Here is a 25919-nt window from a genome sequence, read left to right on the forward strand (position 1 = left end):
CTACGCCCCGGCGAGCACCTCACGTTATGTCGACTTATTGACCTTGTTTCTTTCCACAGGCAGCGTTCGGCCGGAGCGCTCCTTCTTGGCGATAGCTGGCGCTGGGCCTGCGAGTCCGGTTTTGCCGAGGCCGGCGGTTAGCAGGTCATCGCTGATGCCGTCATAGGTGGTCGTCCTGAGGCTGTCCGCCACGACGAACCACGGCAGGCCATTCGGGCCTGGGCGGCGGTCGTCGTGATCGTCGGCCCGCGCAACAGGGACGAGTACTGCGCTCACTATCGCGGCGCTGAGCAGCACTGCCTTTTTTCGGGTTGCCATCCGCATGTCAACGGCCGCTTCGGAGGCGCAGCCTTTCGTCTGGTGTATGGCGACGCTCCGAAGCACACGGCGGATGGTCTAAACTTCAGAATCGACGAACAAGGCCATTCCCGTTCGGCTACCTCGCCATGGCGCACATCTTCTTCGCTGCTTCGATTCAACGGCATATCGCAACGCCCGAGCGCGAGATCGATGCGCGCACGCTCGGCGAAGCACTCGAGGCCGTCTTCGCCGCGCAACCTCGACTGCGCGGCTACATCGTTGACGATCAGGGCTCACTGCGAAGGCATCTCGCCGTGTTTGTCGATGGCCGGCCGGTGCGCGACCGACAACATCTGTCCGATGCGCTCGGTGAGGAAAGCCGGGTTTACGTCATACAGGCGCTGTCGGGCGGATAAGAAGGTTCCACTCGTACTCCTGGAGACACTCGACATGAGCGATCGATTGCTTGTTGCAACCCGCAAGGGACTGTTCGTTCTGCAAGCCGACGACGAGGGTAGCTGGACCCTCGGTGAGCCGTATTTCGTCGGCGAGCCGGTGAGCATGGTGCTGCCTGATCCGCGCGACGGATCGCTGTATGTCGGGCTCAATCTCGGCCACTTCGGCGTGAAGCTGCATCGCCGGCGCGCTGGCATGGCGGATTGGGAAGAGTGCGCGGTTCCCGTCTACCCGCCGCAGCCTGCTGACGAGACGCGTACCGGTGACGGCGCGGACAATGCGAGCGCGGCCGCGCCCAGCCCGTCGCCGCCTTGGACGCTTCAGCAAATCTGGTCGCTCGAAACCGGCGGCCCGGACGAGCCGGGCGTCTTGTGGGCCGGCACGATCCCCGGTGGGCTCTTCCGTTCTGACGATGGTGGCGACACATGGGTGCTCAACCGTGCGCTGTGGGATCGCCCGGAGCGCCGCGAATGGCTCGGAGGCGGCTACGACGCGCCGGGCATCCATTCCGTGATGGTCGATCCGCGCAACAGCCGGCACGTGACGGTCGGCGTGTCGTGCGGCGGCGTCTGGCAAACGGCCGATGGTGGTGCGACCTGGTGCCTGAGTGCCGAGGGCATGGAGGCCGACTATATGCCGCCAGAGCGGCGCGGCGATGCCAACGTGCAAGACCCGCACCGCGTCGTGCAATGCACGGCAAACCCCGATGTGCTGTGGACGCAGCATCACTGCGCGATCTTCCGCTCGACCGACGGCGCTGCCCACTGGCAGCGGATCGAAGCGCAGCCATCGAGTTTCGGCTTCGCCGTTGCCGTGCACCCGCGCGAGCCGGACACCGCGTGGTTCGTGCCCGCCGTGAAAGACCAGTACCGGATCCCGGTAGACGGCCAGTTCGTCGTCACGCGCACACGCGACGGAGGCCGCACGTTCGAGCGCTTCTCGAACGGGTTGCCGCCTACACCGGCCTATGACCTCGTGTATCGGCACGGGCTCGCCGTAGACGACTCCGGCACGCGCCTCGCGATGGGGTCGACCACTGGCGCGCTATGGACATCCGACGATGGCGGCGAAAGCTGGCATTTGATTTCAGCGCATTTGCCGCCGGTATATTGTGTTCGGTTTGGATGAGGGCGCCGAGCAAACGCATTCGCTTTAGCTAACTTGCGCCGTCGCCACCCTGCCAGCGAATGTACGCGGCAGTACTCATCGCGTCGATGTTCGGCAGCTCGCCGACGCGAACGTGCTGAAAAAAACCAAGCAGTGGCCCCAAGGGGATTTTTCTGGTGTGGATTCAATCCAGCACGAATATCCCAAGCGTTTCCAATCCAACGATCTGTCATCGTTGACGCGTCGAAGAAGCTCCTGTGCGATTACCTCGCACCAGATCAAGGCCTCTTCCGCCGACCCTGCCTCGATAAATGCGCCCGATGACGATTCGTAATCTTCGATCAGTCCGCGCTCAAATAGCTCACGCGGTTCAGGCTCGTGGTATTGGAAAATGACGAGATATTCGTGCGCCATGCCGTAAGGGGAGGATTGACGGTTTTTCCCGGACGCTGTTCGTGCCAACGGCGTCGAGATTTCCTATCGATTGTCGATGATCTGCGCACCGATGTCGAACGCCTGAAAGTTATTAGGTTTATACGACGCCTGCCCACATCTGCTTGTGGCGCTCGCCCATGCTCGTGACTGAGGGCAGGCATGCTACAAATCTGAACGACTGAAGTCGTTCACCTTCTCGATGGTTAGTGCTGCGTGGGAGCCGGCTGTTGGGCAGCGTCTGCTTCTTCGTTTGTCGCGGATTTGGCTGACGTTTGCTTGCCAGGGCGGGGCTTCGTGCCTGCCGGTGTTTCCTTCGTCGCTATTTGTGATGCCTCTGCAAGAAGGCGCGCTGCACGGCTCGCGGTGATGCGGCTCTGCGGGATGCCCTTCGCATCGAGCGCGATCACCTGATACAGCTCACGGTCACATTCGAGCTCTCGCTGATATTGCTCTGCTGTGTCGACAAGCAATTCAAGCATGGTCTGCTGACGTCGTCTTTCGTCGCTCGTGATGGCAGGATTCCTACACATTGAGGACGCAAGTGTGATCAGCGTGTTGAGTTGACTCAACTGCCGGTTGCATAGATCGAAGGTGGAGAGCGCAAGCTTTTCGTACTGGAGCGCGTCGACAGGCGGGCGTGAAGCGGGTTGAGATTTTTTTGTAGGTTTGCTGCTCATGGTGCGACCTCCCTGGTACTTCCTGGATCGCCCGACACTCGCTTGAGGAAGTGGGTGAGCGGGCACGTGGCGGGTTTGGAAGACCGGGATCGTAACGAACCGGCGAGCCTTGCGGCTCCCCCACCACAGCCCGCCCATAGAAATATAGACGTGCAGAGGTAGACGCACGCCCCGCCTGAGCGGGGGTGCGGTTACGATCACAGGCTTCCACACCTGACCGCCGGGTGTTTCCCGATGGCTTGATGATTATAAATCAAGGTAGCGGCGTAGCGTTCAACCAGGCGGGCTAAGTCTTTGCGTTTGGCTGATTGGATAAGGTTGTCGGCGGACGTTGGAGCGTTGCTGCGACTTCGGAGGTCGCAGAGGGCGCGCGGTTAGTCGTCTCTACGTTCACAGTCAGTGCGCAGGCGTATCTGGGCTTCGCCAATGTCCGGGCTTGGCGGTCGATGACGGTTCATCGGCCTTTGCCGACATTGGGGCGGGTCGGGTTCTACGTCAGCAATGTGGCGGATTGCTGACAGTGGCGGCATCGAGCAGTCGGACGGCAGCTTCCTGCATCAGCGAACTCACACTCCCGACCCTGAAGCGACGTTCGACAGTGTCACGTTGAGCGGCTGGACTTCGGTCATACCGGCCGGTCACGTCTTCGGTCGGACCGGTAAATGCCCCGGCCATGTTCGATGTCGTCCTCGACACACACAGACAACAGCGGATGCCTTGTCTGTAACGCATCGAACGCCGGACGGAACTTCTCGGGATCAATCGCGTTTCGATTTCCGCGACGACGCAAAAGTGCCGACGGTGTTGCTCGGCGTAGAAGTGTAGAAGCCTTTCATGGTGATGGGCGCAGCGCCGAACGCACTGCTGCGACTGCGCATCGCGCGAGCCAGAGCACAAGCACGTCCATCCTCGCGCGCGCGCTCACCACTGAGCCAGTGTTGCAGGACGTAATTGAAAGCCGCCCTCCATCATGTTCGGCGCTGATCCATACGACAGCATATGGAGGCAATTCAAGAGATTCGCCTTCTGCCAGCCAATAGTCATCCGTTTGTCCTTCCACGGTAACCCACAGCCTCTCGCGCATTGCGCTCACCCTCGATGGGCAGCCAATCGGCAGGCGCGTTGGAACGTCAGCTTGATCCAACTCAAAGATTCTAATTTCACGCATCGCAAAGCTCCAACAGTTTCCACACAGTCATGCAGATTGCCGCCGCGCATCCAAACGACGCCGCAGAGAAATCTGCCCAAAAATACCGAAGGTCCTACTCTGTTTGAAGCAGCCGCGCTGCCGCGCACCGCTTCAAAAGGCCGTTTCGGAAAATATAGCGGCCGTTCAAGCATCGATTGGTTCTCAGCAGTCTGCTGCCCAGCTCATTGAATTATTCAACACGACGCTTTCCAGTACAGCAGATTCGACGATCGGCGCAGAGAGTACGCGAAGGACCATCGTTGGCTATCTATTGGTACTGAGATCGATGCGAAGGTCGGCTATGTATCAGTACATGGCTGCGTCTAAAGGGCAGCATTCGTCGAGTGCCGTGGCGGCACGGTGGGATTCGAGATTCGCCGTCACTTGCGCGGCCACAGACGCAGTGACAAACAGGGCGCTCGATATCGGTACGCGCGAATGAGCAAGCGGTCCGACAAACCAGAGGCTGCCCTGTTCGGCTGGCCGGGTCGGCTCGGTGGTCAACCGGTGCGATAGGTCCACGGTCTCTTTCTCGCGCGAGCCGTGTATTTCAATTTCCATCTGACCCGCTTCGTCTCTGACAAGGCGTGGCGTATGAAATCCGGCGGCAACGACTATCGCATCGAAGTTTTGGAATCCCTCACCCCAATTCACACACCATGGTGCCGATCTATCCGGTGGTGCGATGATATCCACCAATCTGCCCTTGCTCACGGACAGAAGGTCTTTGTCTATCAGGTCGAGCAGCTTCCTCGCATTCGGTAGTGCGAGCGCAGTGAGGTAGGGCTCGACACTTTGGCTAGCCGCGGTGTGCATCGCGCCAGGAAACAGGGACCTAGTTTTAGCGTGGATCGCATTAATCGTTTCCACAAGATCGACGAGCACATCTTGCCATTGGGATTGACCGAGTTCGGCGAGAGAGATCTGGTCGCGCAACCGCTGATCGCACGTGTGTGCACCGCTGAACTGCTTGCGCCACAAAGGCCCGGCCAAGGTCGACATGTGGTGGACGAAGTATTTCAGATATGCGTGCCTCAAGCCCTTCGGATATGAAGCATCGCCGCCCGGCGTCCATCGCCTGAAAATCGACTCCAACCACGAGCGGTCGAGGCGAAACCGCGCATTTCTGATGGACCGGCTGCGCACGGCCGGAAGCGCGCCGGACGGCGATACCATCGACACCTTGCAGTCTTGCCGGCCCAGTAAGACGGCCGCATCAACCGCCGAGAGTTTGCTGCCAACCACAAGCACGCGCGAATGCTTAGGTATTCGCTGCAGCATGTCGGCCTCAGGATAAGGACTGCAAATCAGACGCGGATGGTCGATGTGTGGTTTCAGCAAGTCGGGAAGGCGTGGAGCGCCAAGGCCCGTGCAGAAAATGACATCGGTCACAACGAGCGAATACGAGGCGTCGTCACGCGCCAGCTTCAACTCATGGCCGCACGCGTCGATGACACGCGCGGAATGAAAGTGATACGGCAGGCGAACCACTTTTATCCCGCGCCGGCATGCAATAGCCACGTAATCACGAAAGCGATCCGTCAGATATGCACCGACCCACGATCGCGGCACAAACGCTTCTGGACTGACATATCGGCCGTTTTGCCGCAAATAGAGCAGAAAATCTTGCGGGGCGTCTGCCATCACCGACATGATCTCCGCCGACGTGTTGCATATCAGGTCATCGTCACTGTTTCCAAACACCAGGCCGGGGCCGATTTCGCCGGGGGCTATCACATAGATGGTTTTCGCTGCGCGCCGTTTGACAAGCGCGACAAACGTTGCAACACAAGCAGCACCACCGCCAACCAGAGCCACACTATTTTCGTCCTGTTTCATAATACTGATGTCCTGTTCTTACCGTTGGCCGCATTGCGTGCCATCGGATGATCCGGGAAAAGATGAAAGCGCCCGTTGTCGTACCAATGGCTTCGATAGCCGCCGCGCCAGCGTTCTGCGTCTTTCATGCGTGACGCCACGATATCCAGCGCCCGCGTGGCGAGTATTGAAGAATCCTGCGACCGCAGAGCGCTCGTCCCAACACTTTGCCTGGTTGCAAGATTCTTCAAGACCGATGCACGCACGGCCTGGTAGGCTGAAATAGACGTGCGGCGTAGAGTTCGCGGCGTTCCCCAGGTCTGGCGACAAGATTCGCCGTGGAAAACACCGTTACGTCGGCGCTCAGCGCAAACGGAAAGTATTCGGTATCGTTTACGTGACGGTTCCTCTTCTCGTATCGGGAATTGGCTCGTTCGGGTGATCTATCTTGCCTGAAGGCCATGCGTCAAGGAAAGCATCTGGAATCTTATTTCGAGGTAGAGATGTCGCATGACAGCAGCGTCAAGGTTTGGCGGATGACGGACCTGCACGACGCGGAGATGCTCAAGGGTACTTACGTTCAACATATGTATCCATGGCACTCTCATGAGGAAATAAGTTTGGGTCTAGTGCTCGAAGGGGCAATCGACTTGCGCACGCGCTCACATCAGGGCATTGCCAAAGCAGGCTCTTTCACATTGATCAACGCAGAGGAAGCTCACTATGGCACGCCGGTGAATGGCGGAGGCTGGCGTTGCAGAACGATCCACATCAATCCCAGGATGGTGCACAACACCGCGGCGGATTTGCGAAGGTACTCGCCCGCGTCCAGCATCGCATTTCTCGGACCAACGTTCGACGATCCTGACGCCGCTCGCGAATTGCTTGAATTGCACCGACGCTCCGAGGCAGAAACGTCCGCGCTCGAGCGTCAATCGCGGTTAGTCACGCTGATCGTGAGACTGCTGCTGCGACATTCGGGAGCCGTGGCCACCATTCCTGCACGTGTGCGGGAACCCCGTGCGGTCGAGCTGGCGCGCGATTATCTGGTCGAAAATCTGGGGGACAAGGTCACTCTGGAGGAACTCGCGGCGACGTCAGGCGTTCCGCCGTTTCGGCTTTTACGCGCCTTCCAGCAATCGGTCGGGCTGACGCCTCACGCTTATCAAACGCAGACGAGAATCCGTGAGGCATGTCAAATGTTGCGTTCGCAGCAGCCGCTTGCCGACATCGCTATCACTACGGGGTTTGCGGACCAGGCCCATTTGACCCGCACTTTTAAGGCAATCATGGGCATGACGCCGGGTCAGTATCGCGATGCATTCCGTTAGGCGAACGACAACAAGGAAACCCTGAGCCGCTATCAAGTCGCGAAGCGGCTGGTCAGGCAACCCGAACTAGCTGTTTCTGAATGGCCGTGTCTGGACTATAGAGCACATGGACAATCGCAGATCCTCAGGGGCCAAACCCTATCTTGAAGACCGCTTGGCGCTTAGACCGAGCCTTATCGCGCAACACACCGTCTCCTAGATAGGATTGACTGCATCAGACACCGACGGTATTTTTACAGGCGGGGCTTCACGCCCCCCGCGCCGCCTCACAGTTCATTTTGATTCCGTGCCGGCTGTGGAGGCTCGTCGGCACGGAAACTCGGACCGAATCCATGCGTATCTACTTTCAGAACGCGTCTATCCCGACGCGGGCCGCCAATCGGCTCAAATACCGCCTTTCTCTAAAGGAATCCCAGGCGCGACAGGTGACCTCCGAAGTCTTCGGCTATAGAGACTGGACCGACCTCCACGGCGAGCTGGGCAGCAAAGCAGCTTCCGCGCTCGACGAGGCGTGTGACAGCGCGACACTAACCGAGAGACGCGTATATCAGGTGTCGCAATTGCTCGCATCGTCAGTTGATCTTCACGGTGAATCCGCGGACGACTTAGTTCGATGGTGGCAACCATCGGCCGCGCATGCGCACGAAGAGTGCGGGGACCCGACAGAAACGCCGTTTGCCGGCTCAAAGGAAGATCTGAGTTTTCAAGAGGCGCTAAGCACGTTGGCTCACGCCGTGCACCATCCCGTTGGCCACTTCGAACAAGCGCTCATGACTGGCATACACAGAACGGAAAACGAAAGCTCGCTGAGGTTTGTAGAATCGATTGCTGATGAGTTGCTAAGCGGCAACCGAAACCGGGAACCCGAAGTGGCTCGTCACCTCCTTGAGGCTTTGGCATCGCGAGGGCTGCCCCGGTCGATACTTAACCTGGCGACGAGTTTGACGCTTGGCGATGGTGGTCCGAAAGACGAAAAAAGAGCCACGGACTTGCTTGAGCAGTTGGCTGAATCTGCTTCAACTCCCGATGATCTGAAGCGGATTGCCGAATCACGTCTAGGCACCGCCTAAGCACCTGGCATCGTGCAGGCGACGTCCCCGCTGCATTCAACGCCGGCCTGTATCGTGATCACGCTGCGGAAAAGAGGGATCAATCTGCGAATCCGGCGAGAGCTGCTCGTTTCTATCGGCTTGTGGCGGCCAAAGGGCACGTACCGGCGTCGACGAATTCTGGACTCCAGACGAGCGGATCCTTGAGGTCCAGAAAACGATGCGTGCCATCAAGGGTGGTGCAAAGCGGGCCGCCGATTCGCATGAAGTCACAGCAAGCCGGCCGCCGCCGTTGGCTGAGATCGCACTATCGACCCGCAGACGACATTCGCCGCCACAAATCTGCCGCATGGAAGGCGTCATCTGCTTTGAAGTGGCGAGTGGCGATTGGTTTACGCCGTCACGCCGAAGGCTTTCCCTCTTTGCTATCGGTCGGCGGCGCCGGTCCTCATGCCTTCGCGTGCGGGCTTCAGCGTCTTGGCCCACCATGACATGTCGTCAAGTAGCTTGTTGGCCGCCTGCGCCAGGTGCGGGAAGTCTTCGAAGGTCTTGCCCTGCTGCATGATGCCGAGGGATTCCACCATGCCGATGTGAACGGCATGGCTCACCGGTGCCATCTGCAGCTCGACTGCAACCAGCCGCAGTTGCTCGACGGCCCGTGCCGCTCCCACCCCACCATAGCCCACGAAGCCGATTGGCTTGCGGGCGAACTCGGTGTAAGCGTAGTCGAGCGCGTTCTTCAACACCGCGCTCGGGCCGTGGTTGTACTCGGGCGTCACCACGATGAAGCCGTCGAGTCTCGCGAGCTTGCCGGCCCAGAGCCGCGCCGCCTCGTTATTGACCGGTCCGTAGGCCGGCGACCGCGGCTCGTTGAAGAAAGGCAGCGGGTGATCGCGCAGGTCGATCAGCTCGAAGACAAGGTCGGTGCGCTGCCTGGCGATCTCATGGATCCAGTGCGCGGGCTTTTCGCCGAAGCGGCCTTCTCGGGTCGAGCCGATCACGATGCCGACGCGGGGTTGTTGCTGTTCGGTCATGGGGGTACTCCTGCAACTTGGGGAGGAAAGGTTCAACGAGGCTAATCACTCTCGTCTTGGTCGATACGAACAAACTGTTCGTTGAGATACAGTGGGCTCTGTCGCCGACACCAGCAAGGAGGCACTTTTATGGTCGATACGAACACTGCTGTTCGCGCCCCAGAAGCGTCGAACCCCCACGAGGCTTGCAAGGCGGTAGTCGAGATACTCGCTCGCATCGGCGACAAGTGGACCGTGATGGTGGTGGGCGCCTTGTCGCAAGGACCGATCCGCTACAACGAGATCCATCGCCGCGTCGAAGGGATTTCGCAGCGCATGCTCACGCTGACCCTGAAAGGCCTGGAGCAGGACGGGTTGGTCACGCGCACAATGTATCCAACGATTCCACCCCGCGTGGACTACGAGTTGACCGAACTCGGACGCAGTTTGATCGTGCCGTTGAAAACGCTCGCTGAATGGGCGCGGGAAAACCGGCCGGCGATGCTGGCCGCGCGAGAGACGTTTCGGACAAGGGGATAGCACGGCTCGCCGCGCACGCGCTTTACCGTCCCGAAATCGACCTGGTGCTTGCGGCGTACGACGTGAGCCCGGGTCTTTCGAGGACTGTTGCTCGCGCGGCGGCCTATGGCCCCGCTCGGTCACCAGCAAGTAGTCGGTCTAGGATGCCCGCTCATAGGCCGAAACTGCTAGTAAATGAGCCACGCCACTTCGTCCGCAAACGCGCCGATTGCAGACACACGAGGAATTCCTATGAGTGTCGGGAGAGGGCCGGGAGTGTGAGTTCACTGATGCCGGATGCTGCCGTCGGGTTGCTCGATGCCACCATCGTCAGCAATCAGCCACATTGCTGACGTAGAACCCAGCCCATCCCAATGACGGCTCAGGCCGAGAATCAGCCGTCCGCAAACTTCGAATGGACTTGACGATTCGTGCCACAGATAGCGGCGGCGGGAGGCGGAGCTAGTTCTTCAGAATGGTTGCGCGGCGGCGGGCCAACTTCCCTCCCTGACTCCCAATCCTCACTTCACCGCCCCCAACGCCAACCCCTTCACCAAAAACCGCTGCAACCAAGCAAACACTATCGAAACCGGCAACGTCGCGCAGAGAGTAGCGGCCATCACCAAATGCCACTCAACGACATACTTCCCAGCCACCATATCCGTAACCTGCACGGTAAGAGTCTTATTCTCCGGCGACCGAATCAACGTATAAACAACCGCAAACTCATTCCAAGCATTGATGAACGTAAAGATCGCCGTAACAACAATCGCCGGCACAGCCAACGGCAAGAAAACCTTAAAAACAGCCCGAGTCCTCCCACACCCCTCAAGCCACGCCGACTCCTCAAGATCCCTTGGCACAGTCTGAAAGTAAGAAGACAACATCCAAACCGCAAACGCGATATTGAACGCCGCATAAGAAACGATGACCCCAATCTTGGAGTCAACCAGATTCCCATCCCCATAGGGAATCATCGCCGCGAGCCGGAACAACCCAACAACCAGCAAGATCGGCGACAGCATCTGCGTCACCAGCAGAAACTGCGAATACAACCCTTTCCCACGAAACGGAAACCTGGCCAACGCATAAGCCGCCGGCAAGCTCACTGCCAACGCCAACGCAGTCGACAAAAAGCTAATCACGCAACTATTCCTCAGCGCCACGCCGAAGTTAGCCGCAACCCACATATCCGAAAAATTGCTCCACTGCCAATGCACCGGCAACCACCTCGCCGGATAAACAAAAATCTCCGTAGCCGGCTTCAAAGCAGTAAACAACATCACAGCAAACGGAAACAGCACGGCCACAATCAGCGGCGAAAGTGCCAACCAGCACCACAGCGAGCGCTTCATCTTGATGCTGAGACTCATGACGTCTCTCCTTCTTTCGCGGGCTGCAGACGCAGATAGGCGATCGAGAAAACGAACAGCATGACGAGCATGATCAGCGACACCGCCGCGGCTTCGCCGGGACGCCCCAGCCGGAACCCAAGCTCATAGAGATACGTAACGAGAATATGCGTGCCGTTGTCCGGCCCGCCTTGCGTCATCACCCAGATGATCGGAAAAGAATTGAACACGTAGATCACGTTCAACAGAATCGTCATGTTGATGAACGGCCGCAAGAGCGGCATCGTCAGCTTGCGAAACTGCTGCCACGCACTGGCGCCATCCATCCGCGCCGCTTCATAAATGTCACCCGGCACCGACGACAACCCGCCCAGCAGAATCGTCACCGTAAATGGAATCGACACCAGAATGCCAACCGCGATCTCCACCGGAAACGCGAGCTCCGGCGTCGCGAGCCAATGTATCGGACCGTTGATAAAACCGAGCCGCTGCAACGTGACGTTGACCATGCCGTAGTCATCGTTGAAGGCCCAGCGCCACACCACGGCGGTCATCGTCAGCGAGACGGACCACGGCAGCATCACAATCGTGCGCGCCACGCCGCGTCCATAGAAATCCTGATTCAGCACCAGTGCAACCGGCACCGAAATTAGTACCGTGCCGCCCACCACGAACACGGTCCAGACAATCGTCCGCTTAGCAGCAGCGAGAAACGAGGGGTCCGTGAAAATCGTATAGAAGTTCTGCAGACCGGTGAAATCGCGGATCGCGCCGAAGCGCGAGACCTCGTGCAGCGATTGCCACACGATGTTGAAAATCGGATAGCTGATGATGAAAAGCGCCAACACCAGACTCGGCGCAATCAGCAACCAGGGCGCCTGGAGGCGCGAAGAAGCGGAACGGCTCATGCGTGCTCGATCGTAAGACGCGTCCACATTAAAGCGGACGCGACGGGATGGGCCGGATAGTGCATTACGGATATGACAACCGAAACGCGCGCCGCTTTCGCAACGGCGGCGCGCGTTCCGTGTTCACCAAATCACTACGAGACTACGCGATCACTTACCGAGCGACTTGTTCGCTTGCGTCGCTGCGGCAGTCAACGCGTCCGCCGGCTTCGCCTTGCCCAGGTAGATCGATTGCATTGAATCGGTCACAGCCTTCGCGGTGTCTTCCCAACCGGTCACAGTCGGCGCGAAGTGAGCCGTCGGCAGCAGCGCGACGAAAGCTTTGGTGTCCGGATCGTTGAACGCCGGATCGGTTGCCTCGGCCTTGGTGGTCGGCAGGAAGCCTTCGGTCGTCGTGAACTCGACGCGCGGTTCCTTCGTGAACAGATAGTCGAGGAACTTCCAGGCCGACTTCTTCACCTTCGAGTTCTTGAACATCACGATCGAGTCGGTCACCGCATAGGTGGCGTGCGTCGTGCCCATCGGGATCGGATCGATGCCGTACTTCAGGTTCGGCGCTTCCTTTTTGATCTGCTTGGCGAGGAACGGTGCGGAGATCATCATCGCAACGCGGCCCTGCTTGAACAGGTTCTGCACGTCTTCGCGGCTGTAGCCGGTCACGCCAGGCTGCGTCAGGCCGTCGTCGATCAGGGTCTTGTACAGCGTGGCCGCCTTGATGCCGGCCGGCGAATTGAACGCCGCCTTGCCGTCCTTGCCGACGACGTCGCCGCCGTTGGTCCACAGGGCGTAGTAATAGTAGACGTCGGTTTCGATTTCCTTGCCTTGCAGACCGAAGCCGGCAACGCCCTGTGCCTTCAGTTTCTTCGACGCATCGATCACGTCATTCCACGTTTTCGGGCCGTCGGGATAGCCGACCTTCGCGAGCAGATCCTTGTTGTAGTAGAGCGCGCGTGCAGACGCGGCGATCGGCAGGCCGTACACCTTGCCGTTGATTTCGCCCGGTGCGAGGAATGGGCCGATGAAGCGGCCCTTGAAGCTGGCGTCCATGTAGCCGTCGAGCGACTCGGCGACGTCGTCCTTCACGAAGTCGAGCAGCCAGCGCGTACCGACAATCGCCAGGTCGGCGTTGGCGCCGCCGGAGATGTCCGTTTGCAGTTTCTGTTGCAGCGTGTCCCAGTTCACGTCTTCGATCTTGATCGTGGTGCCGGGATTGGCCTTCTCGAAGTTACGGGCCATCTTTTCGAAGTACGGCGCGGTCGCATCGCTGTAATGCGCGACCGTCACGCGGACCGTGTCGGCGTGAGCCGCGACGGCGATACCTGCAAACGCGAGCGCCACGGCAACTTTGCCTAGCGCGAGGGAAGCACGGGCATGCAACGACATTTCTCTCTCCTGTGTCGATCGGAGTTAGCGCTTTACGCTTACTCCGGTCCCATCCAACGATGGTGGGGGGTGGTCTGCTGCCGTCGCCGGCCGCTTTGGGTTAAATTGTTTGAAAAAATCCTACATGACGCAAAATAGCTTGTCACGTAGGGTCTGCCATATTTTTTCTCAGCCAGTTTTGTGCATAAGATGCTGTAAAGCAGGGGTATTCTGCATAACGCGAAGTCACGGATACCCAATCTTCGGGATGACTAGACAACTGTTCGATGCCGGTTTTGTAGGAAATTTACACGCTAAACCGGCGCTGCAACGAGGTTGAAGGGCGAGGGTAGACATGAATCGTGTGGTGTTGGTGACAGGCGCTTGCGGCGGGATCGGCAGCGTGTTGTGCAAGCGTTTCGTGGAGCAGGGCGACACGGTGCTGGCGCTCGATGTCGACGCGGTCGCGCTTCACGGATTGGTTGCGCAACTCGGCGTCGCGCATGTCACGCCGATCGCGGTCGACCTGGGTGACGCTGCCGCAGTGCAGCAAGCGGTTGCCGATGCGGTGAAAACGCGCGGTCCGGTGGACGTGCTGGTTGCCAACGCGGGTGCCGCCAATGGTTTGACGCTCGCCACGACGGACGCCGCCAGTTGGCAGCGCGATATCCATCTGAATCTGAACGGTACGTATCACTCGGTGGAAGCGGTGCGCGCGTCGATGATCGAACGGCAGACGGGCACGTTGGTGCTGATCGGCTCGGTGAACGGCATGGCCGCGCTCGGGCATCCGGCGTATAGCGCGGCGAAAGCGGGTCTCATCAGCTACACGAAAGCGCTGGCGATCGAACTCGGCCGCTATGGCATCCGCGCGAACATCGTCTGTCCGGGCACGGTGAAGACGCAGGCGTGGCAGGCGCGCGTCGACAAGAATCCGCAGGTCTTCGAGGATCTTAAGAAGTGGTACCCGTTGCGCGACTTCGCGACACCGGACGACATCGCCGATGCGGTGCTGTTCCTCTCATCGCCGATGGCGCGTGTGATTACCGGTGTTGCGTTGCCGGTCGACGGTGGATTGATGGCCGGCAACCGTTTGATGGCGGAAGAGTTGACGCTCGAATCGCTTTGAATGGATTGGATTCGCTTTGAACTGCTTTGACCCGATGGCGCGGCGTGTGCTTTGCTCGATGAAGCAAGGCAGCACGTTCGCATGACAGCACGACGATGAGGACAGCATGGCAGCAGTGCAACTGAGCGGCATCTTCAAACGCTATGGCGACACGCAAGTGGTGCACGGCATCGATCTTCATATCGACGACGGCGAGTTCGTCGTGCTGGTCGGCCCGTCGGGTTGCGGCAAGAGCACGCTGATGCGCATGGTGGCGGGGCTCGAAGAAATCAGCGGCGGCGATCTGATGATTGGCGGCACGCGCGCGAATACGCTTGCACCGCAGCAGCGCAATATTTCGATGGTGTTCCAGAGCTACGCGCTCTATCCGCATCTGTCGGTCTACGAAAACATCGCGTTCGGGCCGCGGATTCGCAAGGAATCGTCGGCGAGTTTCAAGCCGCGGATTGAAGCTGCGGCGAAGATGTTGAACCTCGGCAGTTATCTGGATCGCTTGCCGCGTGCGTTGTCGGGTGGTCAACGTCAGCGGGTGGCGATGGGCCGCGCAGTGGTGCGCGAGCCGTCGCTGTTTCTGTTCGACGAACCGCTGTCCAATCTCGACGCCAAATTGCGCGTGCAGATGCGCACGGAAATCAAGGCGCTGCATCAGCGTCTGAAGAATACGGTGATCTACGTCACGCACGATCAGATCGAAGCGATGACAATGGCCGACCGCATCGTCGTGATGAACGCAGGGCGGATTGAGCAGGTTGGCCGTCCGCTCGATCTGTACGACCGTCCAGCGAATCTGTTTGTCGCGAGTTTCCTCGGTTCGCCGTCGATGAATTTCGCCGAAGGCGTGTTGGTCAATCGCACTGATGGGCAGGGTTTCGCGCTAAAACTCACAGACGGTGGCGAGATCGTGCTGGAAGGCACGCCGGCCTCGGCGGTGGTCGGCGCAAAAATCACACTTGGTGTGCGTCCCGAACACATTGAAACGATGGCTGATAAGCCGGACACCACGATGGAAGTCGAAGTGGTCGAGCCGACTGGCGCCGAGACCCATTTGTACGGGAAAATAGGCGGCAACACGTGGTGCGTGACGACTCGCCAGCGCTCGAAAGTCGAGCCCGGTCAGCGCGTCACGCTGCGTCTGCCGGCCGAGCATATTCATCTGTTCGATACGGAGAGTGGACGCAGACTGGTCTGAACCGCGTGTTGCCGCTTGAGGCTGATTCAAGCTGATTGAAGCTGCGACGCGACGCGGATTCATTTAACCCTTAAGGAACACCGGGTGTCCGCACCGAACTTGATTCCCCACATCCGCGGCGCGCTGGCCAATCTGCGGCCCGCCGAGCGCAAGGTTGCCGAGATGGTGCTGAGCGACGTCGACTTTGCGATGCGCGCGAGCATCACCGAGCTCGCCCAGCGTGCGGACGTGTCCGAGCCTTCCGTCACGCGCTTTTGCCGCGCGATCGGCGCGCATGGTCTGCGCGACTTCAAGATGCAATTGGCGCAGAGCGTGGCGGGCGGGGTGCCGTATGCGTCGACGGCGGTTGCGCGTGACGATGACGTGCAGACGTTGATGGACAAGGTGGGTGAAGCTGCTGTCGACGGGATTACGCATGCGTGTAGTGCGTTGGATCCGGCGGTGGTTGAGAGTGCGATTGCGGCGTTGTCGAGCGCGGGAAGGGTTTTCTTCTTTGGTGTTGGGTCGGGTTCGGGGCTGGTTGCGCAAGATGCGGCTTTGAGGTTTTTGCGGCTTGATATTGCGGCTACTGCGTTTACCGATGGTCATTTGCAGCGGCTTTATGCGGGGCTCATGGAACCCGGTGATGTGGCGTTTGCGATTTCGCATTCGGGGCGCAGCGTCGAAGTGAATGAAAGCATTCAGATCGCCAAGGAGCGTGGCGCCACTACCATTGCGCTGACTAATGTGGGTTCACGGTTAGCGTGGTTGGTCGATATTCCGCTGCTGCTGCGCGTGCCGAGTCCGATCGATCCGAATACGCCAGGCGTGTCCCGGCTCGTGCATCTGTGCATCATGGATGCGTTGGCGATCGGCGTCGCGTTGAAGGCGAGGCCCAAGACGCTTGAAAAGATGCGGCATGCGAAGGCGCGGTTGTCGTCGCATGAGCCGGAAGCGGCGGGGGATTGAGCGGGAAGGGTGGTCCGCTTCACGAACCCTGCGACGAACGCGTGAACAGTCACGCTGCTTGAGGACGCCAGGCGATCATGCCCGCCGTCCGCGCACGAACCTCCGGCGAGGCTAAACAGGTGGCAACGGCTTCGTATCCCGGCGTGCCTGGGTAGGGGGCGACGAGAGTGGGTGGACTGTGATTGGCTGGGCACAGGATGATCGATTCATTTGGACCGATTGCTGCCAGATCCAGGATCGCTGAAGAGCGCGTCATCAGAAACAACGGACGTCCACTCACTTTGGCGCGTTGGCGAAGATGGATGATTAATGCTTCCTGCGTCGCCTGATCTAACCCTTGCTCCACCATGTCGACGACGAGGGCAGCCGGACCTTCGGATTCCAGTTCGACGAGTAGAGCGATTAACGCTTCCGATTCTCCTGCGCCTTCTCCGATAAGCCACGCCAGAGTCTGATCCACTCGCGATTTGAGCGCTGCATCCGCTTCAAGGCGGGCTACGGTCGCGGCATTTCCATCGTTTAGCCGCTCGAGGCTCAGGAAAGCGGCATTCGGTATGTTCTCAGCCAGGCATTTCGCCAGCCGCGTCTTGCCGCTTCCCAACGGACCGATGATGTAGTTCAGCGGTCGGATGTCGCGAAGTTCGAACCGTTCGCCACCCCACGGCCACGGGAGATCAAAGGCAGTGGCGAATTCTGAGGAAGGGGAGAGCAGGCGTGCCAGCTCTCCATCGGCAGGTGCCTGACCTCGTGCAAGATCGGATCGGAGCCCCCTGACCTTGGCTATCGCGCCCACGAGCTGGCGAATTTCCGCTTCAAGCCTCGCCTCGTGGGCAGCCAACGCGGGTTCCAGACTCTGAGGGTCACCTTCCAACACTTGTGCCACTTGGGCGAGGCTGAGGCCGAGCGCGCGCAGGGCCACGATCTCCGCCGCACGATTCATCTCCTCGGGACCGTAGGTACGATATCCGGCGACCGTGCGTGCCGGCGTCACCAAGCCTCGCTGTTCGTAGAGTCGTAGGGCCTTGGTCGAGACGCCGAGCTGTCCCGCCGCTTCGGAAGCACTTAAAAATGGAGTGGAACAACGCATGAGTCACCTCTTCGTTTGCTGATCACTCACATCATGGAGCTGGCCCTTGGGGCCGAGTCAACAGGCTTCCTGCAGTGCTGGAAGGTCAATGATCGTCAGGAATCGAGAAGTTGCAGTGGAACTCAGCGATCAGCGGCTTAAGGGCCCAACCAAATCCACTTCCCGTTGACCCATTGCTCGCGCACGCCCGGTTCCCACGTATGCAGACTCACCTCGTCAAATCTGGCGCCCGCTCGTATGAATGACTTGTCCGTCGCGCCGTTCTCCGACCAGCCCTCCCATAGCCCTGTCTCCGGGCAGAGCATGCCGGTGCAGAGATTCATCATGCCGTATTTCTGGCGCTTCGCAAGGCGGCGTTGTTCAAGCTCTTGCAGTGTGAGATAGCTTCTACGGACTTCGATTCTGCGAAGGTCGACCGGGCTTTGCAAACTGGCAAACTCAGGCCCGTCGTGTTCGAACTTCGCCTCATAGTCGACGTTGACATATACGTCATATGGAGAATCGACGGGCATAGGTAAGCGATAAGCGAATGTAACGCCATCGGGACTGGACGTCGGGTCAATTACCCAAGGATTGAAGTATCTGAGTGATTCCGTTCGCGTCCCGTCAATGCTCTCTCCTTCGACGAGCCGGTGCAGTCCAAGTCGCGTCTCGTAGTCTTCTTTGCGGATTCGCGTGCTTACCCCGTCATTGAATTCAAGCTGAAAGGAGAGTGCTGATGCCTCTTTATCTGATGGGTAGTCTTCTGCAAGGGTGAATTTTAACGTAGCTATGTCCGAGTAATATGCAAAGCCGGACTCCTTCTTGAAGTCAAATCGCCACGTCCGTTTCGGTGAGCCCAATTGTTGTTTAATCTCATCGAAGCTTGTCTTTCCTGCTATCCAGCGTATTCCTAACTCTACAGCCTGCAACGCTCTGGCCTGCTGCTCCGGGGTTGCCTGTTTCACCATCTGACTTGTCTGCATTCTAGTGATCTCCGCCGCTGGCAGTACCGGTTGGGCGACTGTAGCGATCGGCGCGCTCGTAAATGCGGCTGCACTTATCAGCAGGTAGCGTAGGCATGCGCAACCCATTGATCTGATTCCAATAAGCGCTTGCGAGTTCGCGGCAAGAAAAGGCGTCGTTTTCCCACGGGCGACTAGCATAGGCCGCGTACGTTTTGAACGGCTCGGTGGCCATTGCAGCGGCACGGACCTTTGCAGTTTCCTGCTCAAAAGTCGCCGCATCAGGCGCGTGCCGGTCCCATTCACGGGTTGTCTGATGAAAGGTCATGGTTGTAGTCGCGCAACCAAAACCACTGACCGTTGACCCATTGCTCGCGCACGCCCGGTTCCCACGCATGCAGACGCACCTCGTCAAATCTGGCGCCCGCTCGTATGAATAACTTGTCCGTCGCGCCGTTTTCCGACCAGCCTTCCCATAGCCCCGTCTCCGGGCAGAGCATGCCGGTGCAGAGGTTCATCATTCCGTACTTCTGGCGCTTCTCAGCTTGCTGATCGAGACGACGCTGCTCGCGTTTCTCCTGAGTCAGTGCAGGATATGCCCGGCTTAAGATGACATCCATCAGGACTGGCGTTGTTGATCCTCCGTCCTCCATTGGGTTTGCACCGGGATCGCCGAAAGTCAGTTCCACGTCTACCGGGAATCGGCTCGTTGGCCGGTCCAGCGCGCGATAGCGATAGTGGTGCAGATAGATCTGCGGCGGCGTTGTTCCCATATCGTTGCCGGGCCGCCGGTTACCATTTCCATCGATCCAGTATCCGATACCGAGATGAAGCATGTCTTCCAGACTTGATCGGTTGATTCCCTCCATGAGTGGACTGAACCGGATTGTGATGATTGTGGGAACTGGCTTGACCATCATGCGGTTGGCCGTGTAGTCGGCCGGATCGCCTTCCGTCATCAATACGATTTGCGTACGAGGAAGAACTGAATTCTCGAAGGAATATTCCTTACCCACGGAACCCTTGATAGGCTCTGTGGCAAAGTTACCGCCAAAGGCAAGATGGGCGGGATCGAACGGCTGGTCGTCCCGCAGGATTGCCATCGCTGTCGTTAGCATCCTGAGCGCCATTGCGCGCTGCTCGTCGGTAATCGCCGGTCTCATGTCAGCTCCTTGCACCGATTGTCCGGAGGGCTGCTTCATAATCGGCTGTGCATGTACCGGGATTGCGCACCAGAGGATCATCAGGGTTCTGCCAGTATGCTTGAACCACTTCCGCGCAAGCGTAGGCATCTTCTTCATGGAGCTGGCTCCTGTAACCGGTTTCAAATCTCGCCATTTTCTGTGCGATTTCCGGAGTGACCTTCAGCAGGTCGCACGCCTTCTTCTCGGCAAGCGGGACTTCCCGCTTCAGATATTCGCCGCCGGCTGTGTCCTGCATATGGGTAATCAACCAGTAGTAATGAAATACGAGCATCCTGTGCAGCCCCATATGTACGCGTGCATCTTCAGGCAGTGGGGTACTGCCCGCTGCCTGGAAGGCAAACGGCGACATGTGCGATGCATATACGTTCTGAATATTCGGTAGATCCCGGTAGTCATCGGGAAAGTGCTGGAGCAACGAAAACATCCAGAAATACTGCTGACAATGCCGGGACTCGTGATACAGCGTATCGGCAAACGCCCCGAGCCGGTCATCCAGCTCCTTCCGTTTGTCTGTAAGTGCGATGATTTGAGCGATCTCGCTTTCGTTGACCCCGATACTCCAATCTGGACCGAGAAACGAAGCACTGACATCCAGTCGCATGTTGTATTTTTTCGCTCGGATCGCATCGACAATCACAACAGTCGGCATGGCACTACCACTTTCCTTGCCAATGGCATTCCCTCGCGGCAATCCGAACGGGCCAGAGCCGAGCGCATCATGCAGTTGCTGTTGAACCGTATCCTGAATCGCCTTTACTGATCTGAAAGACAGCGGAAATCGGATGCCGGACCAGTCAATTCCTTTCAAGGTAGACTTTATTGCCGCCGTATAGATCTTCGTTACAGAGTATTCAACACGTCGACGCATTGGGATACCCGCGGGCGTATCGGTTTCGCTTGCACCATTGACAAAGTGATGCGATCGCAACCCAAAGTTCATTGGATCGCACGATGCAAATGCGGGTGGCTTGTCTTCCGTCGTGGGTCCCAGTTCCGGAGTGGATGTAGCCTTCCCCGCAACCTTCGTGCTGCGCTTCTCCGGGTTCGCTACCGTTCCGGCGAACGGTCTGTCTGCGTCACGCATGACAACACCCCCGCTGAATGCAATAACCGTGTCCGGTTCGCTGGCGGCGAATATTTCGACTGTTGAAAAAGCGAGCTCGTTGCTCGTCACAAGGCGAGTTTCGCCAAATGCATTGGTTGTGCCCTGCATCGTTCTACCGTCGTCCAAGACTATGCGGTAGGGTTGGTTCGGCAGGGCGAACCCGGTGTCATGTTCGACTAGGATGTAATGTGCAACCAGTTTGCGGGGATTCTCCGGTCGCACCTTCGTCCTTACAGGCCGAACTTGCGGACTGTTGGTCGCGTGGCTAGCTGCATGAATCAGGAATTGGCTGTCGGTGTAACCACGGATGCCTTGTGCGCCGATTTCCAGTTCCGTGCTGCCGCCGTTTAGCCTGACACCTTTTTTCGCTTTCAGGATGATCCAATCGGTTGTGCCTATGATTTCCACCGCTCGCTTTGCGATTATCTCGACCCTGTCGCTCTGAGCCTCGATGCGAACCTTGCCTGCTGCTGCAATCAATCGCATACCTAGCTTGTACGTAAAGATCGAACAACCTTCGCGGATCGTCGCAAACAACGATTTCCCGGCCGCAATACCGATATGGTCACCTGTAGTCAGCGCGAGGTGTTCGTCGCTCGCAATGTGCGTACTGCCCGCTGAGGTTGTCTGAATGCCAGCGGGACTGGCCAGCGTCAGGTGCGGCTCCGCAAATTCGGGAGAGGTATTGTCATCCGTTTTGGCACGGCCCCGTATCGCGTCGTTCTGCGCCTCGATCGCCTTCGTGACCTCGCTCTGGTCCGAGTCTGCCTGTTGTGCTTCGTGCTGTTGCGCAAGGCCTGTCAGGCTCTCGTGCAGATCACGCGCCTGCGTTAGCCGCTGCTCAGTCTCACCCATGTCCTTTGCGTGCGACTGCGCGTTGGATCGTGCCTCGGTAGTAATGAGCATGCCTCTTGCCGCACGTGCCACGCCGTCGCCGTCCGTGCGTAGTTCGAACCCTTCGCCACGTGGGTCCTGTCGGCCCTTGTTGCCGGATATCCGCGTGAGATAACCGAGATTGAGTTGGGAGAAAGCGTGATCGCTTGAAAGTTGTGTCTGGATTTTCCCTTCGGTGTCGTCCATTACCAGGTAATTCGCCCGGGATCCGTTAATCTCGCGTGAGCGGAAGCCCGACAGTGCCTGGTTATCCGGCAGCTTCCAGGCTGGCATCCGGAAGCCGTTGCTAACCCGCCCGGTGACGATCGGCATATCCGGGTCGCCTCGCAGATGGTCGACTATGACTTCTTGCCCCACGCGCGGCAGGTGCGTTGCGCCGAATTCACTGCCCTGCCAAGGCGACGACACGCGCAGCCAGCAGCTTGAGCGTTCATCGCTCCGTCCGACTCGGTCCCAGTGGAACTGGACTTTCACGCGTCCATACGCATCCGTCCAGATTTCCCGGTCGCTGGGACCCGTCACCACCGCCGTTTCCGGGCCATGGACGCGCGGCTTCGGGATCGTGCGTAGCGAGCGGAATACTTCGCTGGTCGGCTGGACTACGAAGTGCGTCACGCACCGATAGCGCCGACCGCCATTCACGACACCGTGCGGCTGCGTTTCCTCGCCGACGTTCTCAATCTCCAGCGTGCTGGACACCACCAGATATTCGCGATTCGCATCGGTCTGCGGGTAGTGCGTCAACCTGAACGTCTGGCCCGTTACCAGACCGCGGAGATAGCCCGTACCGCTCGCGCGCAGTCCCTGACAACGCAACGCCTGCACGCGCACCAGCGAAAGGAAGTCCGCTTCCTGTTCCGGCCGGTTGTGATCGCCAGAAAGACCCGTCGCACCGGCTTGCGGCTGCGCATAGTCACCCCACGAGTAATGTTCCTGATTCGCAAATTCGGTGTCGCGCGGGTCTTGCCGCTTCGCCTGCAAATTGGCGCGCGGCCAGGTGTAGTCGTAGTCAACACGCGTTATGGTGCCTGTCGTCAGCGCGCTACTCACCACCAGCGCGTGAATGTGCTCCTCGTCAATGCGGCGACCCGCTGACGCTTCATAGCGGATCGTCTGATACGCGGTGCTTTGCGGCTTGTGTGCGCCGATGGAGTCACACAGCACCAGGCGGTGCCGCCCGTCGCTGTGAGTGAACCAGAAATAAATACCCCATTCTTGCCAGAGCCTGCAGATAAACGCGAAATCGCTTTCCCAGTTCTGCCTCTGGATATCGCGCTTCGGATACTTTTCGATCAAGTGTTTTTCGACCGGGAACGCATAGGCGCCGAGCACTGCGTCGCTGATCTCAATCACCGTCATGTTCTGGAAAAGGCGGCAGTCCTGATTGAGCGTCGCCAGATGCAACCACGGGCGCAACGTCAGCGAGTAGACGATCGAGCGGCCCTCTTCACGCAGAATGCGCGCTTCAGTGACCAGTCCGGTAATCTCGCGGGTGCTCGCGCCGATGTTTGCGGCACTCGTGCCGCCTGCCGTGCCGGGGATAAAATGGCCGTTGCCTTCGAGTTCGATCAGGCACGTCACTTCGGTGCCAGGCAACCTGTCGAGTTCGATATTTGCGGCTTCGCTGGGAGAAAACGCCAGCGAGTCAGGTGTCTTGAGTTCCAGCGTGTATTCGAACAGTTCGCCAAGCGTCTCGGTGCCGCTCAGACGAACAGGAGTGAGGACTGGAAGACAGTCAAAGCCATAAGTGGGAAGCGCTGCGCCGGACACTGCCAGCGTGTGGGACTGGACGGGGTTGAACATGACGGATGGGTTTAGAACAGACGCGCATAGGCGTCGCGTCATACTGTTTTCTCTCCCGGGCGAATTATCGGCCGGCCGTTTTTTCTGAACGCTTACACCTTGTCTCTTGATATCTCGCCCGACTGTAGGATCGGGAACTGCGCCTCACTGCGGGAAATATCAGACTCCCTGAGCCCGCGCTTAATTATTGAAGATATGGGGGTGACCGGAAAGAGGGCAATGTGAAGATTTGAAAAGGTCGAATAAAGAGATATGCAATTCGCACGTCGAACTAATGAAGCCGCGATTCGAAGCAGAATTCTCCAGCTTGTTGGCACGCCTCGATCTCTCGCTACTTGAAACTGTGCCTTTCTCAAATCAGCCAGATTCTGAACGGATTCTTAGTGTTGGTCCGGCGAACGGCACAGGCTACGCGACGCTGAGGTTCGGCGAGGGCGCAGCGGACTGACGCCGATGGCAAGTGATCTTGCTTCGGCGTCGGCTAACGGTTGTTCTCGTCTGAAAATGCTTCGGCAATCGCCTGCACGATTTGCGCACTCAACTCTGGCCGCTCGTCAAACAGCGGATAGCGCTTGCGCAGTGTGTTCGACACGCTGTTGTCATTCTGCCGGACGCTTCGAATGATGCCGTCCAGATCGTTGTCTGGCGCTTCGAGAAATTCCTTGATGGCGCGCCGTGCTGAGTCGTTGGCGTGCAGAAAGCGCGCTTCGGTGCGCATTTCATGCGTTAGTGTCATGTCGATCACGTCAGCAAGATAGATGACGTGCGCGGTCAGATCTGGATAGCGCCAGGCGGGCAGTGCGTCGTCATAGGCGCGGAAGTGCAGGTTGTATTCGACACCGTCGTCCGCGATCTCGGTCTTGCCGAACGTGTACTGGTCGGCATAGTGATTCATCAACGGGCGCGAAAAGCGTTCGAGCACTTTGTCGTAAGCGGCGCGATCGCGCGTGCTGTGGGTGATCGTGGCGGATACCGGCAAGATAATTGGCGCAGGCACCGCGCCGTCGCGACGCAGGATGTCGTTGATCAGGAAGCGCGAAATGCGGCCGTTACCGTCAGCCATTGGGTGCACATAGACGAAGCCGAACGATGCCGCGGCAGCACGCACGATAGACGCGCCCCCTTCGGTCCGTTCCAGAAAGCGGCTGAGTCCTGCCAGCATCGTTTCGATGTGTTCCCAATGCGGCGCGATATAGTCGACCACCGGTTGATAACGTGCGATGTGTCCCACGTACACCGGGGAGCGGCGGATGCCGTAACGCAGGGCTGATTGCCCGAGGATGCCGCGTTGTAAGACGTCGAGCGTTTCAGCGTTGAACGGATTCGCATGCTGTCCGCATTCGCTTTCCATGACCGCGGCAAAGCGGCGGATTCGATCCTCTTTGTCCTGCTCGTGTTCGATCAGAAAGCTCGCGCGGCTCTCTTTGACCGTCAGCCAGACGGCGCTGCGCATGATCAGATCGATGCCATAGTCCGCTTCCAGTTCGGCAAGCGGTGCGGCAAGGTTATAAGCTTCGGCGCGCTGAACCGCTTCGACACGTCGAATCACCGGGCAGAAGTCCCGATTGCCCGGCAGGTTGTCGCGCACACGCCAACGCGAGTTGTTGACCGGGGTGCCTACGATGAAGTCCTCGGGATTCAGTGCATCGACATAGTTTCCCCGGGAGATGCCCGGCACGTCCAACGGCGCCGGCATCAGCCATTCATAGAAGAAGCAGGCGCGGCGAGCGTACGCGCCAGTGGGCTCGCGGGCGATCCATGCCTCTAACTCATGGCGTACCGGCTGCAGTGCATAAAGCCGAGCGAGGAATTCCAGATGGATGCCCTCGTGCCGGAAGGCGAAAGTCAGGTTATCGGTCAGGCTGGCGGCCGGGCGATAGGGTTCGGGGTAGACCTCCCGGCGGATGTCGCCGTCGGTGGACGTGGAGCGAATCCGTCCGATTTCGCTTTGTACGGCGAACGGGTGAACCGGTACGACGCCGTACGTATTGGATAGCCATTGATAACCGATCTGCGGCATGATTTTCGATCCGGGGTGGCTGGGGCGCGGGCGAGGGCGCGCTGTTTCGCTCAGTTTCGATTATTCGACTCTCAAAACG

At 58.8% G+C, this 25919-nt stretch carries 24 protein-coding genes; 9 read left to right on the plus strand and 15 right to left on the minus strand.

From position 1 onward, the window contains the following. Positions 1–24 precede the first annotated feature (24 nt). A complete protein-coding gene (locus FSO04_RS48310; RefSeq protein ID WP_154562329.1) occupies positions 25–318 on the minus strand; it encodes a 3-hydroxybutyrate oligomer hydrolase family protein in 294 nt (97 codons plus the stop codon). A 128-nt stretch (positions 319–446) separates the two neighbouring features. On the opposite strand from FSO04_RS48310, the gene FSO04_RS21755 reads away from it, so the two are divergent. Further along, positions 447–716 carry a MoaD/ThiS family protein gene (locus tag FSO04_RS21755; protein WP_154562331.1) on the plus strand — a complete coding sequence of 90 codons (270 nt, stop codon included), beginning with the start codon at positions 447–449 and terminating at the stop codon, positions 714–716. A 34-nt stretch (positions 717–750) separates the two neighbouring features. Further along, positions 751–1884 carry a WD40/YVTN/BNR-like repeat-containing protein gene (locus FSO04_RS21760; RefSeq protein WP_154562333.1) on the plus strand — a complete coding sequence of 378 codons (1134 nt, stop codon included), beginning with the start codon at positions 751–753 and terminating at the stop codon, positions 1882–1884. Between the two features lie 617 nt (positions 1885–2501). Here the strand turns inward: FSO04_RS21760 and FSO04_RS21765 are convergent. Then, positions 2502–2975 (minus strand): hypothetical protein, encoded by a 474-nt coding sequence (locus FSO04_RS21765; RefSeq protein WP_154562335.1) that lies wholly within the window; start codon positions 2973–2975, stop codon positions 2502–2504. 832 nt (positions 2976–3807) lie between these two features. After that, complete coding sequence (locus FSO04_RS48745; RefSeq protein WP_154562337.1) at positions 3808–4143, minus strand: DUF2917 domain-containing protein; 336 nt, start codon at positions 4141–4143, stop codon at positions 3808–3810. Between FSO04_RS48745 and FSO04_RS46425 the strand changes: the two genes are divergently transcribed. Then, the gene (locus FSO04_RS46425) at positions 4111–4353 is read left to right on the plus strand and encodes a hypothetical protein (RefSeq protein WP_166618226.1); all 243 of its coding nucleotides are present in this window, start codon (positions 4111–4113) and stop codon (positions 4351–4353) included. The genes FSO04_RS48745 and FSO04_RS46425 overlap by 33 nt on opposite strands. A 117-nt stretch (positions 4354–4470) precedes the next feature. Here the strand turns inward: FSO04_RS46425 and FSO04_RS21775 are convergent, their stop codons facing one another. Both FSO04_RS21775 and FSO04_RS48315 read right to left on the minus strand, forming a co-directional pair. Then, positions 4471–6003: an FAD/NAD(P)-binding protein gene (locus FSO04_RS21775; protein WP_154562339.1), complete on the minus strand. Its 1533-nt coding sequence runs from the start codon at positions 6001–6003 to the stop codon at positions 4471–4473. Further along, positions 6000–6131, minus strand: a complete 132-nt coding sequence (locus FSO04_RS48315) for a hypothetical protein (protein ID WP_266262270.1) — start codon at positions 6129–6131, stop codon at positions 6000–6002. The genes FSO04_RS21775 and FSO04_RS48315 overlap by 4 nt, the downstream gene beginning before the upstream one ends. Positions 6132–6443: 312 nt before the next feature. Between FSO04_RS48315 and FSO04_RS21780 the strand changes: the two genes are divergently transcribed. Beyond that, the gene (locus FSO04_RS21780) at positions 6444–7313 is read left to right on the plus strand and encodes an AraC family transcriptional regulator (RefSeq protein ID WP_154562341.1); all 870 of its coding nucleotides are present in this window, start codon (positions 6444–6446) and stop codon (positions 7311–7313) included. Between the two features lie 332 nt (positions 7314–7645). Further along, positions 7646–8383: an SEL1-like repeat protein gene (locus FSO04_RS21785; protein WP_154562343.1), complete on the plus strand. Its 738-nt coding sequence runs from the start codon at positions 7646–7648 to the stop codon at positions 8381–8383. A 404-nt stretch (positions 8384–8787) separates the two neighbouring features. Here the strand turns inward: FSO04_RS21785 and FSO04_RS21790 are convergent, their stop codons facing one another. Beyond that, positions 8788–9396 (minus strand): NADPH-dependent FMN reductase, encoded by a 609-nt coding sequence (locus tag FSO04_RS21790; protein ID WP_154562345.1) that lies wholly within the window; start codon positions 9394–9396, stop codon positions 8788–8790. A 129-nt stretch (positions 9397–9525) separates the two neighbouring features. Here FSO04_RS21790 and FSO04_RS21795 point away from each other — a divergent pair, with 129 nt between their 5' ends. Then, complete coding sequence (locus tag FSO04_RS21795; RefSeq protein ID WP_154562347.1) at positions 9526–9915, plus strand: winged helix-turn-helix transcriptional regulator; 390 nt, start codon at positions 9526–9528, stop codon at positions 9913–9915. 500 nt (positions 9916–10415) lie between these two features. Here FSO04_RS21795 and FSO04_RS21800 read toward each other — a convergent pair whose 3' ends face one another. From FSO04_RS21800 to FSO04_RS21810, 3 genes are all read right to left on the minus strand, one after another. Beyond that, the gene (locus FSO04_RS21800) at positions 10416–11267 is read right to left on the minus strand and encodes a carbohydrate ABC transporter permease (RefSeq protein WP_154562349.1); all 852 of its coding nucleotides are present in this window, start codon (positions 11265–11267) and stop codon (positions 10416–10418) included. Then, positions 11264–12154, minus strand: coding sequence for a carbohydrate ABC transporter permease (locus tag FSO04_RS21805; RefSeq protein WP_154562351.1), 891 nt, complete (start codon positions 12152–12154; stop codon positions 11264–11266). The genes FSO04_RS21800 and FSO04_RS21805 overlap by 4 nt, the downstream gene beginning before the upstream one ends. A gap of 150 nt (positions 12155–12304) precedes the next feature. Further along, positions 12305–13537 carry an ABC transporter substrate-binding protein gene (locus FSO04_RS21810; protein ID WP_154562353.1) on the minus strand — a complete coding sequence of 411 codons (1233 nt, stop codon included), beginning with the start codon at positions 13535–13537 and terminating at the stop codon, positions 12305–12307. 334 nt (positions 13538–13871) lie between these two features. Between FSO04_RS21810 and FSO04_RS21815 the strand changes: the two genes are divergently transcribed. The 3 genes from FSO04_RS21815 to FSO04_RS21825 all read left to right on the plus strand — a co-directional run bounded on the left by FSO04_RS21815 (position 13872) and on the right by FSO04_RS21825 (position 16782). Further along, entirely contained in the window at positions 13872–14645 is a 774-nt protein-coding gene (locus FSO04_RS21815; RefSeq protein ID WP_154562355.1) for an SDR family oxidoreductase, read from the plus strand. Positions 14646–14751: 106 nt separating this feature from the next. Beyond that, positions 14752–15834, plus strand: a complete 1083-nt coding sequence (locus FSO04_RS21820) for an ABC transporter ATP-binding protein (protein WP_154562357.1) — start codon at positions 14752–14754, stop codon at positions 15832–15834. An 84-nt stretch (positions 15835–15918) separates the two neighbouring features. Further along, positions 15919–16782, plus strand: a complete 864-nt coding sequence (locus FSO04_RS21825) for a MurR/RpiR family transcriptional regulator (protein WP_093641958.1) — start codon at positions 15919–15921, stop codon at positions 16780–16782. Positions 16783–16831: 49 nt separating this feature from the next. Here the strand turns inward: FSO04_RS21825 and FSO04_RS21830 are convergent, their stop codons facing one another. The 6 genes from FSO04_RS21830 to FSO04_RS21855 all read right to left on the minus strand — a co-directional run bounded on the left by FSO04_RS21830 (position 16832) and on the right by FSO04_RS21855 (position 25840). Then, positions 16832–17869 carry a MerR family transcriptional regulator gene (locus tag FSO04_RS21830; RefSeq protein ID WP_154562359.1) on the minus strand — a complete coding sequence of 346 codons (1038 nt, stop codon included), beginning with the start codon at positions 17867–17869 and terminating at the stop codon, positions 16832–16834. Positions 17870–18006: 137 nt separating this feature from the next. Further along, positions 18007–18834: a hypothetical protein gene (locus tag FSO04_RS21835; RefSeq protein ID WP_154562361.1), complete on the minus strand. Its 828-nt coding sequence runs from the start codon at positions 18832–18834 to the stop codon at positions 18007–18009. A gap of 1 nt (position 18835) precedes the next feature. Beyond that, on the minus strand, positions 18836–19141 hold the full coding sequence (locus FSO04_RS21840) for a hypothetical protein (RefSeq protein WP_154562363.1): 306 nt from the start codon (positions 19139–19141) through the stop codon (positions 18836–18838). After that, on the minus strand, positions 19116–19976 hold the full coding sequence (locus FSO04_RS21845; RefSeq protein ID WP_233464938.1) for a hypothetical protein: 861 nt from the start codon (positions 19974–19976) through the stop codon (positions 19116–19118). The genes FSO04_RS21840 and FSO04_RS21845 overlap by 26 nt, the downstream gene beginning before the upstream one ends. Before the next feature lies 1 nt (position 19977). Then, on the minus strand, positions 19978–23820 hold the full coding sequence (locus FSO04_RS21850) for a type VI secretion system Vgr family protein (protein ID WP_154562365.1): 3843 nt from the start codon (positions 23818–23820) through the stop codon (positions 19978–19980). A gap of 481 nt (positions 23821–24301) precedes the next feature. Continuing rightward, entirely contained in the window at positions 24302–25840 is a 1539-nt protein-coding gene (locus FSO04_RS21855) for a Fic family protein (protein WP_154562367.1), read from the minus strand. Between the last annotated feature and the right edge of the window lie 79 nt (positions 25841–25919).

Source organism: Paraburkholderia madseniana (assembly GCF_009690905.1).
GTDB classification, from domain to species: domain Bacteria; phylum Pseudomonadota; class Gammaproteobacteria; order Burkholderiales; family Burkholderiaceae; genus Paraburkholderia; species Paraburkholderia madseniana.